Source organism: Helicobacter sp. MIT 99-5507 (assembly GCF_003364295.1).
GTDB lineage: Bacteria > Campylobacterota > Campylobacteria > Campylobacterales > Helicobacteraceae > NHYM01.
Map to the genome: position 1 here is coordinate 368,985 of NZ_NXLO01000002.1, position 16,183 is coordinate 385,167.

Genomic DNA, 16,183 nt, shown 5'->3' on the forward strand with positions numbered 1-16,183 from the left:
ATGTATTCTATATAAAATCAAACAAAAAAATCATTATATCTTTTATTGTGTTAAAATTGTATAAACAATCTATGATGGAGGAATAAGCTTGAATCAAGTCTCAATTATTATCTTGAGTGCAGGTTTTGGCACTAGAATGAAATCTAAGATTCCAAAAGTTTTACATAAGATTTGTGGTAAAGAAATGCTTTTTTGCATTATTGATGAAGCTCGCAAACTAAGTGATGATTTGCATATAATCTTATACAATGAAGCTGGTTTGATAAAAGAAAAAATAGATTCTATATATCAAAATATCAATATTCACATCCAAAATCACGATGAATTCCCCGGAACTGCTGGGGCTTTGATGAAGGGTTTTGGAGAAAATAAAAAATCCTTGATAGATACAAAATATCAAAATATTTTAATCTTAAGCGGAGATATGCCACTTATTCAAGCTAGTATGCTTAAAAATTTTATTAGAAATGATTGTGATATTACTATGGGAATCTTAGAGCTAGAAGATGCAAGTGGATATGGTCGCGTTATTATGAAAGAAGATAAAGTTTTAGGTATTGTTGAAGAAAAAGATGCAGATGAAAAAACAAAAGCAATAAATCTTGCAAATGCTGGAATCTATTATTTTAAAAAAGAGATTCTAGAAAAATATTTGCCAATGTTAGAATCTAATAATAATCAAAATGAATATTATTTGACTGATATTATCGGACATGCATTTATTAATAATTGCAAGATTCTAGGAGTGAGTGCAAAAGAGAGTGAGTTTATTGGTGTAAATTCTAAATTAGATTTAGCAAAAGCAGAATCTTTTATGCTTAAACTCTTAAGAGAAAAGGCTATGAGGGATGGTGTTATTTTTAGGATTCCAGATAGCACTTATATTGAATTTGATGTGGAATTTATTGGAGAATGTGAGATTGAGAGTAATTGTGTACTAAGAAGAGGTGCTAAAATAATAGAATCTAAAATACTAGCAAATAGCGTAATAGAAGATAGCATTGTAGAAAATAGCACAATAGGACCATTTGCTAGAATCCGTCCTAAATCTCATATAAAAGATTCTCACATTGGTAATTTTGTAGAAGTTAAAGCCTCGATTTTAAATGATGTAAAAGCAGGACATTTAAGCTATCTTGGTGATAGTAATATCGATAGTGGCACAAATATCGGTGCAGGTGTGATTACTTGTAATTATGATGGGATAAAAAAACACAAAACTATTATTGGTAAAAATGTTTTTGTAGGAAGTGATACGCAGTTGATTGCACCACTTGAAATAGAATCAAATGTATTGATTGCAGCAGGTAGCTCTGTATCAAAAAATGCACAAGATGGCGATTTAGTGATTTCTCGCACAAAACAATCAAACAAACAAGGATTTTATTATAAATTTTTTAAGGATAAAAAATGACTTTGATAGTAAATGGGCAATCAATGGATTTTGATGACAATAAAAGCATTCAAGAGATTCTAGATATTTTAAGTATAGAATCTAAGGTCATTGCAATAGCACTAAATGGAAATCTTGTCCAAAAAGAAAACTATGATGATACTTTTCCAAATAATGGCGATAGAATCGAGTTTTTGCAGTTTATTGGTGGAGGGTGAAAAAGCAAAAATAAACATACAAGTATAAAAACTAAATGTGATTTTAAAATCAAAAGTGATTAAAAAATATAGACTAAAAATTTAGTGTGATTTGTGACATCTTTGCACCACTTCTAGCATATCTAGCAGTCTATTTGCATATCCGCTTTCATTATCAAACCAGATTCCAATCCTAGCAGTGTTGCCATTTATATTGATTAAATCACTTGCAATAATAGCGCTTCTTTTATCGCCTATAAAATCACTTGATACAAGCATATCAGAATCGATGCCTATTATTTTGTGATCAAATTCTAAATTCAATATTTCATCTTTTGATATTTCTTTGTCAAATACCAAATCGATATTGCTAAATGCCACTATCGAAGTTGGCACTCTAATAGAATCTCCATAAAAATTAATATTAAATATTTTTTTTAGCACACTTCCTATGCTGCTTTTTGTTGGTATTATATTTATTGTAGCATTTCTGCTAAGTCTTATATCATCTTTATGTGCTGAATCTAGCAAGTTCTGATCATTATTAAATGGGTGGATTATGGATATATTTCCACTTAGTATTTTGTATTTTTTATTTATTGTATTTATTATTGGGGCGATTGCATTTGAAGTGCAAGAAGCATTTGATATGATTTTTTCTCCGCTATATTTAGATTCATTAACGCTATAAATATAAATATTCATATCATCTTTTGGTGTAGCCCCAAGGATGACAAAATTTACACCATTATCTATATATGGCTGCAAGCTTTTTTTATCATCAAATTTACCACTGCATTCAAGCACTATATCTGCATTTGTGCTAAATTCTTTTGGATTTTGATAAGAGCTAAGTTTGATTATTTTATCATCGATGATTAATTCATTGTTTTGGTATTTAAACTCACATTTAAATTTTCCATATATAGAATCTTCTTTTAACAAATATATTAATTTATCAAAATCACAAATATCATTTATTTGCACTATTTCTAAATCTTTTATCTTATTTTCATAAAAATTTCTAAAAAAAGCTCGCCCAATTCTACCAAATCCATTAATAGCTATTTTCACTATATTTTCCTATTTGGTTGTATAAAATGGCTGTAAGGTGATTGTTTTTTCGTGTATTATAGAATCTCCTTCATCCTTATTGTATATGCTAATGATTGCTTTTTTATCTTTTTTTGCTTGTTTTATTGATTGCTCGCTATCATTTTTCAATATTGCTATTTCTATTTTTCTTATTTTTTCAATTACTTCTTTTTCTTGTTTTTTTGTAATGATATTTGAGTTATTTGAATTAAAATTTGAGAGCATAGGATCGCGTTCTTTCAACTTAAAGTCTTTTAGGTATTTTGGTATATATTTTTCTAGAATCTCTTTTTTTAGTTTTATATTATTGTAATAGTTTTCAGCAATTTCATTATATTTATCGCTTTTTTCCCAAAGATAGCCTTTATTGTAGGATTTTATTATATCTTTCCAATTTCCATTTCGCACTTTATCCCAAAACAATAACTCATCAATTGCCACTTTTGAGGCAAATTCATCATCTCGAATGAGCAATTCACCTATTACATTGCGATTAAATCCTGTATCTTTTAGCATTTGATATCGTTTTATTACTCCAGGAATTAGTGCATGGTAGATTCCAGCACTTGGATCTGCAAAATTCATTCTATATTCACCAGCACAAGATTCATGCCAGGCAATAGCTGCAAGTGTAAAGCCAAGATTGTATTTTTTTCCATAATTGTAAGCATAAGCAACAATTTCTTTTTGGTCATCACTAAATTTATCTATACTTATACATTTATTTACAGGTGTTGCATAAATATAATAATTGATTAATAATAGCAATGCAATAAAACGCATCTAAACCCTTTGAGCTATTTTTTTGGTAAGATTCTACTTCATTTTATATAAATAATGTGTTAAATTTATATCTATAAGGATAGTTTGCATTGAATACCTCATCATTGTTAATAGAAATATTTTTGGAAGAATTACCTTTTAGTTCCATAAAAAAAGAGATTAAAAATATCAAGCCAAAATTTGAAAAATTATTAAATGAAAATAGCCTTAGTGTAAGTGACATAGAATTTTTTTGGACACCAAGGAGATTAATACTTACATCCAAAAATTTTCCTTTAATGCAAGAAGGAAAAACACTTGAATATTTTGGACCACCATTAAATATCGCTTATGATAAAGATAATAATCCAAGCCAACCTACAATAAGCTTTCTTAAAAAATTAAATATCAATATAGATGATTTACAAACTAGCACTAAAAATGGTAAAGAATGTTTATACTATAAAACCGAAATAGAAGGTAAAAAAAGCAAATTTTTGCTAGAAAATATTATTTTGGATTTTTTAGATATTTTGAGTTTTGGTAAAAGCATGCAATGGGGTAGTGTAGAATCTAGTTTTATTCGTCCAATTAGAAATATTTTTGTATTGCTTGATGATAGATTTATAGAGTTAAAAAAACTAGAAAATAAATATCAATTTTCTCAAACAAAGTGCATTTATCCACATAGAAGCAAGGAAGCAAAAGAGATAAATAATGCTCATGAATATTTTAAATTTTTAGAATCTAATGGCGTAATTTATGATCAAGAAATGCGAAAAGAATTGATTTTAGCACAAATACAAGATATAGAAAAAGAAAAAAATATCAAAGTAGAAATAGATTCCACTTTGCTTGATGAAGTAGTAGCAATCACTGAATATCCAAATGCTTTATATGGAAAGTTTGATGAAAAATTTTTAGAATTGCCAAATGAAGTTATCATTACTTCAATGAAAATTAATCAAAAATATTTTGCGACATATAAAAATAATATTTCTAATAATAGTGATGCAATAGATTTGAATAATGGTTTTATAGTGGTATGCAATAGTTTTGATAAAAGTACATTTGATGAGATATTAAAAGGTAATCAAAGAGTTTTAAAAGCAAGGCTTGAAGATGCGTTGTTTTTCTATAAAAATGATTTCAAATCATTTATCCAAGATAAAATTGATGAGAGATTAAAAAAGATAGAATTTATACAAGGATCTATGTTTGATAAGGTAGAGAGGGAGATTAAGATTGCTACAATTCTTTGTGGAGTATTAAAATTAGATTCTACAAATATCATAAAAGCAATTATGATTAGTAAAAATGATTTGCTTAGTGAAATGGTAGGTGAATTTGGTGAATTACAAGGAATCATGGGTTCATACTATACAAAAGATGATGCTTTAAAATTAATGATAAAAGAGCAATATTTGCCATTGCAAGAAGATTCCTTGCTTCCTTCTAGTCCAAAGAGTGCTATTATCTCTATATCAAATAAATTAGATTCTATTTTAAGCCTTTTTGCACTAGATAAGATTCCAAGTGGTTCAAAAGATCCATTTGCACTTCGTAGAGCGGCTATTGGTATCATAAAAATGATAGTAAAATTTGATATTCCACTAAATTTATTTGATATTTTTCCACAGCTAGAATCTAATTATAAAAAAATAGATGAAAATAAAATATTTCAATTTTTCTGTGAGCGATTAGAAGGCACACTAAATGTAAATCAATCAATAATCAATGCAGCAATAAAATCAAATCAAAAAGATTTAGTAGAGCTAGTTAGGCAAATTGATGCATTAAAATCTATTCCAAATGACTTTAAGATTCTATTTAAAAGAATTGCAAATATATTAAAAAATGTAGAAATAAAAGCAGATTCTATCAATCGTGATTTGTTTGTATGCGATGAAGAGAGAGTATTGTTTGAGGTATTAGAAAAATTTAAATCATTTGATATACAAACACCAAAAAATCGTATAGAAAAGTTATTGGAATTCAAAGAAATATTGCAAGAATTCTTTGATAATGTGATGATAAATATTGATGATTCTAAAATAAAAGAAAATAGAATCCTCCTTGTAAATTCTATTTACAAGGAGTTTTTTAAAGTGGGAGATATAAAAGAAATTTCATTTTAAACAAAACATGGGAGTTTGTTAATTGAAACTCAAAATAAATATTGTTTAATCTATTTTTAAGTCTAATGGTGGCTCGAGGCAGAATCGAACTGCCGACACGAGGATTTTCAGTCCTCTGCTCTACCAACTGAGCTATCGAGCCAAGATAAAAGTCGCATTCTATATAATAAGTAATTAAAATTTACTTAAAAATCATTCTTATTTTATAATAGTGCGTATCGCTTGAATTCCTCGCCTCTATGTTTATATGATGTAAATTGATCTAGGCTTGCACACGCAGGGGATAATAAGCAGATGCTATTTTGATTATCATTAAATATATTTTTTATAGAATCTAGTGCATTTTTTAGAGTATTAGAATCTTGACAAGGAATATTATAGATTCTAGCTAATTGCAGGATTTCATTACAACATTTTCCAATAGCAAATATTTTTACATTATAAGAAGTAAGTTTATCAATAAGTGGCTCTAAACTTACACCTTTATTATCTCCACCAAGGATTAAAAATATTTCTTTATCTCTATAGATTTCTAATGCTTTTAAAGTGGCATCTATATTTGTAGCTTTGCTATCATCTACAAATAATCTTCCATTTTTATCTCTAAATTCTTCGATTTTGTGGCTATCAATCTTAAAATTATTTATGATACTATAATCAATTTTATTTGTTAGAATCTTAGCAATTAAGAGCGCCATAATCGCATCTAATAAGAAAGCGCCTTTAAATTTTATCTTTTTTTCATCTATTCCAAATTCTTCTGCTAAGCTTGCAATATTGCTATAAAAAAATATTTTTCCTTTAAAATCTTTTATCATATTTTTATATTCACTTGGGATGATTGCATAGCTATCTTGCCCCATCAATCTTAGGGGCTTTAATTTCGCATTTATATAATTTTCAAAATTACCATGCCAAGATATATGATCTTGTGTGATTGGAAGTAGGGCGTATATTTTTGGATTTGCTTTATTTGTGTAATGTAGCATAAAAGAGCTAGTCTCTAGAATCCAAATTTTTGCACTTTTATCTAAATTGCATAGTGGGATTCCTATATTTCCACCACATACGCTTCCATATTCACTAAGTAAAGATTGTGTCATTTGTGTTGTTGTAGTTTTGCCATTTGTTCCACTTATCCATATATTTAGGGCATTATTTGGATAAAAATAATCATATTCACTTATTAGATTTTTTGCCATTTTATTTAGTGGAAAAGTAGGTGGGATTCCTGGGCTTATTATCTCTAAGCTAGAATTTGTGCCATCAAAACAATCTATAGGCAAAAGATTGTTTCCAAATTCATCTTTGCTTTTATTTTTAAATTTTTCATCATAAATATTACAAGGAGCTAGAATCTTGCTTAGGGCTTTCATCGTTTGCCCATAACCAAACAAAGAAATCATCGTATTTTAATACTCAAAAGTGCTAATAAATTGCTAAGTAAAGCAATAATCCAAAATCTTATGATGATTTTATTTTCATTCCATCCTTTTACTTCAAAATGATGATGAATAGGTGCCATAAGAAATATCTTTTTATTTCGTAATTTATAGCTACCAACTTGTAATATCACGCTTAGTGTTTCAATAACAAAAACAGAGCCAATTAAAATAAGCAAAACCTCATTATTTGATACAATTCCCATATATGCGATAAATCCACCAAGAGCTAAACTTCCACTATCGCCCATAAAAACTTGTGCAGGGTGGCAGTTATACCATAAAAAGCCAAATAATGAGCCTAGTATTGCAGATGATACAATGAAGAGTTCCCCGCTATTAATAATTTTTGGCACTAATAAATATGAGCTAAAAATCGCATTTCCTGAAATATATATAAATATACTTAGTGTAGCAATGGCACAAATGCTAGGTGTTGTTGCAAGTCCATCAAGTCCATCGGTGATATTTACTGCATTGCTTGTAGCAATAAATATTATTGTCCAAAATATAATTGCAAAAAGTCCCATATCAAAGATAGGATTCTTTATAAATGGTATGTATAGATTGACATTGTGATTTGATAAATACAAGCATATAGAGGCTGTAAGTGATACAATAATAAGTAGCGATATTTTTCTTTTTGCACTTATGCCTTTATTGTTTCTTTGTGATATTTTTGTGTAATCATCTTTTATTCCAATTATGCAAAATGATGCTAGGATAAAGATTCCAATCAATACATAATAATTAACAATATTTGCACATAAAACACTTGCAGCAATGCTACATAAAATAAATATCACGCCACCCATTGTTGGTGTATTTGATTTTACTTTATGTGCAGGAATGAAATCAGATATTGGTTGAGATGCTTTTTTTTGTTTTGCCCAATTTATAAATTTTGGCAAAAAAAACATAGATAAACTAAATGAAATTATAAAAGCCAAGCCAGCACGAAATGATATATATTGGAATATATTTATCCCAAATTGTGAGTATAGATAATACAGCATCAAAAGCCTAAAAATTGAAATTATTTTGGTAATATTGTGTGCAATTATACTAATTTTATACAGGATTCTAAAATGAAAAAAAAAGTTGTATTGGTTATCACTGATGGCATAGGACTTAATAAAAGCGATTCATGGAATGCTTTTGCAAATGCAAAAAAGCCTAATTATGATTGGTTGTTTAAAAATGTGCCATATTCATATGTTAGCACTTTTGGATTAGATATTGGTCTTCCAGAAGGGCAAATGGGTAATAGCGAAGTAGGACATATGTGTATTGGTTCAGGCAGAGTTTTGTATCAAGATTTAGTAAAGATTTCTATGGCACTTGATTTTGATAATCTCCCAAATTCACCACTTGCAAAAAATAAAACTTTAATTGATTTTGCAAAAGATTTAAAAGTGATTCATTTGTGTGGTTTGGTTAGTGATGGCGGTGTGCATTCACATATTAGTCATTTGATAGGATTAGCAAAGATTCTAGAATCATTTGGAAAGACTATTTATATTCATATTATTACAGATGGTAGAGATGTGCCTCCATTTAGCGCCCCAAAATATATAAAAGAAATAATGGCAATAGAATCTAATAATATAAAAATAGCAACTATTAATGGAAGATTCTATGCAATGGATAGAGATAATAGATGGGAGAGGGTAGAAGTGGCATATGATTGTATAGTAGGCGCTTCTAATCCAAAGTCAGATCCGCTATATTATTTACAATCTCAATATGATAGTAATATCACAGATGAATTTATCGTTCCAGCAAGTTTTAATGGCTATGCAGGCATGAATGATGGTGATGGATTTGTATTTTTTAATTTTAGAAGTGATAGAGCAAGAGAGATTATAAAAGCAATTGGATTTGATGATTTTAGTGAATTTAAACGCAAGAAAAATCCAAAGGTAAAGATTCTTACTATGTGTGAATATGATGCAACTTTTTCATATCCTATTTTATTTCCAAAAGAAAAGATAAAAGATACATTAGCAGAAATTTTAAGCAAAAATAATCTCACCCAAAGCCATATAGCAGAGACAGAAAAATATGCGCATGTGACATTTTTCTTTAATGGTGGCAAAGAAGAGCCTTACAATCTTGAAGATAGAATCTTAATCCCATCGCCAAAAGTAAAAACTTATGATTTAAAGCCAGAAATGAGTGCAAAAGAAGTTTGTGATGCGGTATTAGAATCTATGGATAAAAATAGGGATTTTATTGTTATTAATTTTGCAAATGGTGATATGGTCGGGCATACAGGCAATTATGAAGCTGCGATAAAATCTGTTGAGGCAGTTGATTTTGAGCTAGGCAGAATCATAGAAAAAGCAAGAGAATGTGATTATTCTTTGATTATTACAAGCGATCATGGGAATTGTGAAAAAATGAAAGATGAAAATGGCAATGTGCTTACAAATCATACTGCTGGATATGTGTGGTGTTTTGTTATTGATAAAGATGTAAAAAAAGTTGCCGATGGAAAGCTCGATAATATTGCACCAAGTATATTAAAACTACTTGATATTGAGATTCCAGATTCTATGTCAAAACCATTATTTTAAGGGAACCTATGAAATCTAAGTTTTTACCTTTATTTATTGATATTTTTTTTATAGTTATCGCTATTTTTATATCAATATATGCAAGAGAAGCATTTGTATATTATAGTAGTGCATTTAGCTATTATTTTTTTGATGGCAATAGACTTTTGACTACAAATGATGCTTATCATTTTGCCACTGCTACAAAAGATTTGATAAATGGCAATATTGATAACGCATTTTATCCTATAGCAACATTTGAAATGCCTTCGATTTTAAGTGCTATATTTTATTATATACTGCCTTTTTCTATTGATGATTTATTTTTCTTTTTACCAATAATTCTATCTAGCTTTGTAGCAATCCCTGTATATTTATTAGCAAAAGATATGACAAATAAGTATTTTGCCCTTTTTGCTGCAATCCTTACTCCACTTAGCATAGGATATAGCAATAGAACAATAGGTGGCTATTATGATACAGATATGTTAATGCTATTTTTCCCATTATTTGGTATGTATTTTTTATATAGAATCTTAAAGCAATATAATCTAAGAGATGTCATCTTTGCTGCTATTTTCTTTATATTAGCATTGCTTTGGCATAAAGTTAGTGCGACTTATTTACTGACTGCAAGTATTTTCTTTGCGTTATTTTATGTGCTTATAAAAGATAGAAAAAATCTAAAATTATATGAAGCACTTGGGATTCTAATTATTTCTATATCATTTATAAATATTTATATTAAGCTTATTTTACTAGCTATTTTACTTCATTTTATGAGTGATAAGGTTTTATTTTTTCAAAATATCACAGATAAAATAAAATCAAAAATAAAATACAAAAGCATACTTATTTTACTTATTGGTTGTAGTGTATTTATCATAGCAAATATTGATTTGATTCTTTCACGATTTGCTACTTATGTAACAGATAAAATGATAACACAGAGTGCAATTACATTACATAGCACTTCTGGCACGATAATGGAGCTAGCCCCGCTTACGATATCAAATCTAGCTGAGCGCACTATGGGTGATAATGCCACATTTGTGATAGGTTTAATTGGTATAGTTGTTATGTTTATAAAAATAAATAAAAGTATCATTTTACTTCCATTTTTGCTTTTATCGATACTAAGTCTAAAATTTGGGCTTAGATTCTCTATGTTTGGAGCACCTGTTTTTAGTCTTGGTTATTTTTATCTTTTGTATTTTGCACTGAATTTATTAAATAATCTTTTTAAAGATAAAATAGTATTAAATGGAGCGAAATTTATCATCTCTATTTGTTTTGCTTTATTTGCCATAATGCCAAATTATTATCATACAAAAAATTATTTTATACCGCCTGTTGTGCTTGGAAATGAAATAAATGCACTTGATGCTATAAAGCAAGATTCTACAAGTAGAGATGATTTGAGCATTTCTTGGTGGGATTATGGGTTTCTTATTCCATATTATGCTAATACAAAAGTAATCATTCAAGGCACAGATTTAGATGGAATAAATCACTTTATTTCTAGTTTTATTTTATCTTCTAGCTCTCAGATTGCATCATACAATATGTCAAAGTTGATTGCAGAGGCATTTTATACAGATGATAAAGAATTAATAAAACATCACAATCTAGATAGAATCTTATATAAATATGATGCTATAAAAGATCCAAAGTCTTTTATAGATAGCTTGGGAGATTCTAGTTTTAAAACCCCTAAAATAAATAATAATATTTATTTATACATTCCATATAGCATACTTTCTATACAAACTGCAATCGATGAATTTAGCGATATTGATTATTCAAATGGAAAAGTATTGCATGATGAAAAAAGCAAGACTCTAGCACAATATGCTTCTATTGTAGATAAAAAAGATTATTATTTGCTTGATGGTGAATTTGAGTTTTATCCACAAAATGGGATATTTAAAAGCATAAAGAGTGGTAAATTTATAAATGTGCAACAATTTCATATAATCAATAGAGTTGGCGATAAATTGCAAACTACGACTACAAAATATAGTGATGATAAAAAAAAGCTACATATAATCTATTCAAAAGAATTAAATATGTTTTTTGCAATAGATGAGAGGACAAATAGCTCTCTTAGCGTTCAGTTATTTTTGTATGAAAACTACGATAAGAATCTATTTAGCTTAATTCATAGTGATAAAGGAGCAAAAGCTTATAAATTAAAATAAGCTTATTTAAAGGCGATAAAGATTTATCGTCTGTAATGCAAGTAAAATAAATTAGCCAATCTTTAAGAATCTAAACAATCTTTAAATTTTTATTTTTGATGGATTTTAATAAAGAGGGCTAACCTCATCTATTTTATTTAATACATAGCAAAAATATAAAGAAGTTATAGGATTTTAGCAGTAGTGTTTAAATATTGAGCTTTTAAACTCAATATTTATTTTCTTAGAATTGATAAGAAACTTGTGCCCATACTCTTTGTGCATCAACTTGACCAAATACCATTGCATAATATGCTGACAATTTAGCGCCTTTAGCGATATTTATATCAACTGATGGTGTGATTTCATAGAAAGTTTTATTTCCACTCTCAGGCTTTCCATCATTACCTTTGCTTATTGCAAATTGATTTTTACCGCTTATTCCAGCTATATCAAGTCCTATATCGACTATTGATACACTTGCTTTTCCAGCTAAATACCATAGATTTATATGTGTATCTTCTATACCACCTTGTCCATTCCATGAGAAACCATTTCTTCCATTTCCAAAGTTATCATACCACCATTTACCAGCTAGATTAAACGAAGCTGTGTTATTTAGTGCTACCCCATATCCACTTCCAAAGCTTCCTACAAAACCAGCTCTAGCCAAAAGCCAATCAGTAGGTTTTGTAGCTACTTGAAGTGTATATAAACCTCTTGAGCTTGAAATTTGCTTTCCAACGAAATCATTATTTCCTATAGTTCCTAATCCCCCTAATGCAAGTGTAGCACTATTATAAACATCTGTATAAGCTACCTGAGCTGTAAATGAATATTCTTTACCAACACTAAATTCACCAAATAATGAATTTGCTAGATTGCCAATATTAAAATACCAAGCTTTAAATGCAAAATTATCATAATTACCATTTACACCAATTAGACTTAGATTATTTCCTATACTCGTATTCGCACCGATGTTCCCATTACTAGAAGTCCAAATACCACCAATGTATTGATTATCTGCTGACCAGCTATCAAACCAACCAAGTGCTAGAGTCAAACCATCAACTGGATTGCTAGTTGCAAGAGCACCTACACCTCTATCAGTTGCAGCAGACGAAATAGGAGTAGCAAGCTTCAATTTACCACCTGTAATCGTTGTATTCGCAGCTTCCCAGCCATATTGTGCCCATAATGTGCTAACACCAAATACATTTCCGACAAGCCCAGCAGTTCTACCACCTCTAGAGCCATCTACAGCATTATCTGATCTACTACCATATGTAGGTGTTCCACCATATTGGTAGAACAATCCACCGCCAAAATTAAAACCACTTTTATTTCCAGTAGATAAGTCTAATACAAGTCTCATTATATAGCCACTACCGCCATCATCGCCACCGGTATTTGAGATATGTCTAATAAATGAATTTCCATCTACTTTAACCCCCTTGATTGCTTCTTCCAGCGATGCTGCCCCAAGACTTGAACCTGCAAGTGCTATTGCTGTAATTAATGAAATTTTTTTCATTCTTCCTCCTTGTATGTTTATTAGGAGTGTTGAGTATAACTAAAAATATTTATTTTTTTTATAAATAAGTGTAAAATATTCATAAAGATTCACAAAACCTTAATAATTTAAATCATTTTCTATTAAATATTATTTTATTGCTTATTAGCAGTTTATTATCAGTATATTTTGCCCATAGAATCTTAAGAGTATAGATTTCTCCAGCTCCAAGTTTTGCAAATGGGAATCTTAAATAATATATTTCTTTTTCATTATTATTTGATTTTGTAAAATTTGCTTTTATTTGCACGCCTTTAAGAAGTAATAATCTTTTAGAATCTTTTGCTATTGTTATTGCTATTTTTGGATTTTTATTTGCTAGTTTTATGTGCTTAGATTCCGGATCACTTTTAATAAGTAGGCTAAGATTTTTTTCATCAAAAGCATAATAACAGCTTGCAGAATACACCCAATCATCATCAATAACACTAAAGCTTAAAAGCTGATTGTTTTGTAAAAATTTTATTATTAGTTTATCCATTGCATACCTTATTTATAATAAAAAGATTCTATTTTTTTGTAATTTACTTGTATAGGGTGCAATCCTTTATAAGATTTTAATCTATTTCATAAAGCCATTTTAAAGCTTGTATCAAAGCCATTGGCAAAGAACTACCATGTGTTTGATTTGCAAATTCTACATATTTTATAGAATTATTTGAATTTGATTTTTTAAGATTTGAAATGACTTCTTGTAATGTGATTTTTTGTGGTTTTGTAGTTTTATGAGTAGCTGTTTTCTCCAAGCTACCAAGCGTAAAAAGGATATTTAAAGGAGTATTGTTATTTTGCATAGATTCTAAATCTTGCTTGATAATCTCTCCTTGTCCCCACCACAAACTTGGTGAAGCACAGACATAATGGCTAAAACTATATTTAGATTTTAAAATTGTATGAAGAACAAAAATTCCACCAAAAGAATGTCCAAATAACAATTCTTTTTCTGGAATCCCAACTTTTTCATGGATAAAAGGCTTTAGTTTTGTATTTATAAATTCTAAAAATATTTCATCGCCACCACCTCCGCTAAATTCCTCATCTTCAATTTTTGGTAAATAATCAAAAATCCTTAGTTGCCTATCAAATGCAAGCTCGCTATCATGTCCAATTCCGACTATAATAGGAAGCAAATCTAGTTTATTTGTAGCAATGCGATTTAAAAGCATTGGAAAAAAAGCATTTCCATCAAGAGTATAAAAAATCTCTTTTGTATCATTTTTTGGTGTGGCTATAAAAATATTATAGAATCTACCTTGATTATTTTCAATCCTAAAGTTCTCTATTTTATAGATTTCTTTTGCTTCTTTAGAAATACTTTCAATATTTTGTGATGGTTTTGCTAACAATACACTTGAAAATATCAAAATATATATTAAAATTTTTTTCATTTTAAGCCTCCGTTTTTAGCATCGCTAACAAGGGCTAAGTAACCTTTAAGTCACTTGTCCTTAGTCATCTCTTTGTATAGCTAAACCTTACTTAAAATACTCGTAAAAAAAGCTTGATCAAAGGGCTTGATTTTAGCCTTTGGGATTAAGATATTATCTTGACTTCGGATGACATGTGGGAATTCAAAATGCACCAATATATCCTCATCGTCCTTATCGCCTACATTGAAAGTCGCGTATTCCATACGATCGCTAATATCTGGTGCTTCGTCATCATCATCTGTGCCACCATGCCAATTAGCATTAAGTTCTTTTTGCAAAAAGTTAATAAATTTTTTATCTACATTAACTAAATCTGAAAGCTTTGTGCTAACAAAGGCTAAGTCTTTGATTGAAAAAACAGCGTGAGAATCTATAAAGCTTGGATGTGCTGTGCTTCTATAAAAATACTCCCCTGAGCTTCCAAATCTTATTGCTTTTATATCAGCATCTGCTCCAGTAGATGCTTCATAGCTCCCACCTGCAAAGTAATCTAAATTATGTTCTCGCATTTGTTCTCTAGCGGCTTTTTCAAAATCTTTGAAACTCATATTTTTAGCTTCTAATTCAAGAATCCCAATATTTGCAGGCTTGATAAAAAATGCGTTATCCTCATAATAGTAAGTAACTAGCTTTTCATCATCATTTAGCCACTCTTTGTTCTCCTCAGTTGGTTCATAGCTTTTTTGCGCTTTCATCAAGTATTCATCAAGGCGCGAAATTTTACCCTCTAATAAATCAACCTCGCTCAAAACCACTTGTAAAGCTTTGCTTTCCTTGCCTTTTGGTATGCTTTTCCACTCTCCTACAATATTTAAGGGCTGTTTTTTATCATCTAGGATTTTTTCCAAATCATCTTGTGTGAGCTTAAAAATAAAACTCTCCTCTTTGGATTCTGTAAAAAGCTCAAGATTTTCTTGTTTCAACTCGCCATATATGGGGATATCTTTTTGAAACTTATCATACAAATACACGCCCTTCACATTAACTGCGCGAATTGTGTTTTTGTCCCCTGCAAGCTCAGTTACAAGCTTTATTGTGATAGGGTATTTTGAATCAATACTTCCTTTGAGTGTGAAAAAATATATGCTAAAAGTAGGCTCAAAACTCTCAAAATCCTTTGTGTTATCGCTTTCTTGCGTTTCTTGCGCGCTAGCAAGGGTGAGAAATAGGGCTAAAAGTATTTTTACAATTTTCATTTATGTCTCCTCCAAATTTATAATTATTGTATCTTTTCATTTAGTAGGCACCTATTAAGGCAAAAAAGTAATAGACAAAAAAGAAGTGCAAATATACCATTGCTATGTTTTTTTAGCAAAAAGAGTAGTTTGGCATATAACATAGGGGCTATATATTTCATTATTAATATGATAGCAGCGCAACCACAAAGCAATATTGCAATATTTGTAAAAGTT

13 protein-coding genes and 1 tRNA gene are annotated in these 16,183 nt (G+C 29.3%); 5 read left to right on the forward strand and 9 right to left on the reverse strand.

Features of this window, described 5'->3' with window-relative positions; translation table 11 throughout:
- Positions 1 to 88: 88 nt before the first annotated feature.
- Both glmU and thiS read left to right on the forward strand, forming a co-directional pair.
- Complete coding sequence (glmU, locus tag CQA42_RS04390; protein WP_258865560.1) at positions 89 to 1,414, forward strand: bifunctional UDP-N-acetylglucosamine diphosphorylase/glucosamine-1-phosphate N-acetyltransferase GlmU; 1,326 nt, start codon at positions 89 to 91, stop codon at positions 1,412 to 1,414.
- Complete coding sequence (gene thiS / locus CQA42_RS04395) at positions 1,411 to 1,611, forward strand: sulfur carrier protein ThiS (RefSeq protein WP_115583479.1); 201 nt, start codon at positions 1,411 to 1,413, stop codon at positions 1,609 to 1,611. Before glmU ends, thiS begins: the two co-directional genes overlap by 4 nt.
- Before the next feature lie 81 nt (positions 1,612 to 1,692).
- Here the strand turns inward: thiS and CQA42_RS04400 are convergent, their stop codons facing one another.
- Together CQA42_RS04400 and CQA42_RS04405 are read right to left on the reverse strand one after the other, a co-directional pair.
- Positions 1,693 to 2,664, reverse strand: a complete 972-nt coding sequence (locus CQA42_RS04400) for a type I glyceraldehyde-3-phosphate dehydrogenase (protein ID WP_115583480.1) — start codon at positions 2,662 to 2,664, stop codon at positions 1,693 to 1,695.
- 9 nt (positions 2,665 to 2,673) lie between these two features.
- Positions 2,674 to 3,468 carry a hypothetical protein gene (locus tag CQA42_RS04405; RefSeq protein WP_115583481.1) on the reverse strand — a complete coding sequence of 265 codons (795 nt, stop codon included), beginning with the start codon at positions 3,466 to 3,468 and terminating at the stop codon, positions 2,674 to 2,676.
- A gap of 89 nt (positions 3,469 to 3,557) precedes the next feature.
- Here CQA42_RS04405 and glyS point away from each other — a divergent pair, with 89 nt between their 5' ends.
- On the forward strand, positions 3,558 to 5,585 hold the full coding sequence (glyS, locus tag CQA42_RS04410; RefSeq protein ID WP_115583482.1) for a glycine--tRNA ligase subunit beta: 2,028 nt from the start codon (positions 3,558 to 3,560) through the stop codon (positions 5,583 to 5,585).
- 66 nt (positions 5,586 to 5,651) lie between these two features.
- On the opposite strand, the gene CQA42_RS04415 is transcribed toward glyS, so the two are convergent.
- The 3 genes from CQA42_RS04415 to mraY all read right to left on the reverse strand — a co-directional run bounded on the left by CQA42_RS04415 (position 5,652) and on the right by mraY (position 8,043).
- Positions 5,652 to 5,727, reverse strand: a tRNA-Phe gene (locus tag CQA42_RS04415).
- 61 nt (positions 5,728 to 5,788) lie between these two features.
- Entirely contained in the window at positions 5,789 to 6,991 is a 1,203-nt protein-coding gene (gene murD / locus CQA42_RS04420; RefSeq protein ID WP_115583483.1) for a UDP-N-acetylmuramoyl-L-alanine--D-glutamate ligase, read from the reverse strand.
- Positions 6,988 to 8,043 carry a phospho-N-acetylmuramoyl-pentapeptide-transferase gene (gene mraY, locus CQA42_RS04425; protein WP_115583484.1) on the reverse strand — a complete coding sequence of 352 codons (1,056 nt, stop codon included), beginning with the start codon at positions 8,041 to 8,043 and terminating at the stop codon, positions 6,988 to 6,990. The genes murD and mraY overlap by 4 nt, the downstream gene beginning before the upstream one ends.
- 72 nt (positions 8,044 to 8,115) lie before the next feature.
- Between mraY and gpmI the strand changes: the two genes are divergently transcribed.
- Positions 8,116 to 9,606 carry a 2,3-bisphosphoglycerate-independent phosphoglycerate mutase gene (gene gpmI, locus CQA42_RS04430; protein ID WP_115583485.1) on the forward strand — a complete coding sequence of 497 codons (1,491 nt, stop codon included), beginning with the start codon at positions 8,116 to 8,118 and terminating at the stop codon, positions 9,604 to 9,606.
- A gap of 8 nt (positions 9,607 to 9,614) precedes the next feature.
- On the forward strand, positions 9,615 to 11,786 hold the full coding sequence (locus CQA42_RS04435; RefSeq protein ID WP_115583486.1) for an STT3 domain-containing protein: 2,172 nt from the start codon (positions 9,615 to 9,617) through the stop codon (positions 11,784 to 11,786).
- 223 nt (positions 11,787 to 12,009) lie between these two features.
- Here CQA42_RS04435 and CQA42_RS04440 read toward each other — a convergent pair whose 3' ends face one another.
- From CQA42_RS04440 to CQA42_RS04455, 4 genes are all read right to left on the reverse strand, one after another.
- The gene (locus CQA42_RS04440; RefSeq protein ID WP_115583487.1) at positions 12,010 to 13,302 is read right to left on the reverse strand and encodes a major outer membrane protein; all 1,293 of its coding nucleotides are present in this window, start codon (positions 13,300 to 13,302) and stop codon (positions 12,010 to 12,012) included.
- Between the two features lie 112 nt (positions 13,303 to 13,414).
- Positions 13,415 to 13,822, reverse strand: a complete 408-nt coding sequence (locus CQA42_RS04445; RefSeq protein WP_115583488.1) for a hypothetical protein — start codon at positions 13,820 to 13,822, stop codon at positions 13,415 to 13,417.
- 76 nt (positions 13,823 to 13,898) lie between these two features.
- The gene (locus CQA42_RS04450) at positions 13,899 to 14,729 is read right to left on the reverse strand and encodes an alpha/beta hydrolase (RefSeq protein WP_115583489.1); all 831 of its coding nucleotides are present in this window, start codon (positions 14,727 to 14,729) and stop codon (positions 13,899 to 13,901) included.
- 80 nt (positions 14,730 to 14,809) lie between these two features.
- Entirely contained in the window at positions 14,810 to 15,967 is a 1,158-nt protein-coding gene (locus CQA42_RS04455) for a hypothetical protein (RefSeq protein ID WP_115583490.1), read from the reverse strand.
- Between the last annotated feature and the right edge of the window lie 216 nt (positions 15,968 to 16,183).

What these genes read in the sequence shown, in the direction of transcription:
- CQA42_RS04445 (WP_115583488.1), bottom strand. Translation starts at nt 13,822, where the DNA reads ATGGATAAACTAATAATAAAATTTTTACAAAACAATCAGCTTTTAAGC.
- gpmI (WP_115583485.1), top strand. Translation starts at nt 8,116, where the DNA reads ATGAAAAAAAAAGTTGTATTGGTTATCACTGATGGCATAGGACTTAAT.
- CQA42_RS04455 (WP_115583490.1), bottom strand. Translation starts at nt 15,967, where the DNA reads ATGAAAATTGTAAAAATACTTTTAGCCCTATTTCTCACCCTTGCTAGC.
- murD (WP_115583483.1), bottom strand. Translation starts at nt 6,991, where the DNA reads ATGATTTCTTTGTTTGGTTATGGGCAAACGATGAAAGCCCTAAGCAAG.
- CQA42_RS04450 (WP_115583489.1), bottom strand. Translation starts at nt 14,729, where the DNA reads ATGAAAAAAATTTTAATATATATTTTGATATTTTCAAGTGTATTGTTA.
- thiS (WP_115583479.1), top strand. Translation starts at nt 1,411, where the DNA reads ATGACTTTGATAGTAAATGGGCAATCAATGGATTTTGATGACAATAAA.
- CQA42_RS04405 (WP_115583481.1), bottom strand. Translation starts at nt 3,468, where the DNA reads ATGCGTTTTATTGCATTGCTATTATTAATCAATTATTATATTTATGCA.
- mraY (WP_115583484.1), bottom strand. Translation starts at nt 8,043, where the DNA reads ATGCTGTATTATCTATACTCACAATTTGGGATAAATATATTCCAATAT.
- CQA42_RS04440 (WP_115583487.1), bottom strand. Translation starts at nt 13,302, where the DNA reads ATGAAAAAAATTTCATTAATTACAGCAATAGCACTTGCAGGTTCAAGT.
- CQA42_RS04435 (WP_115583486.1), top strand. Translation starts at nt 9,615, where the DNA reads ATGAAATCTAAGTTTTTACCTTTATTTATTGATATTTTTTTTATAGTT.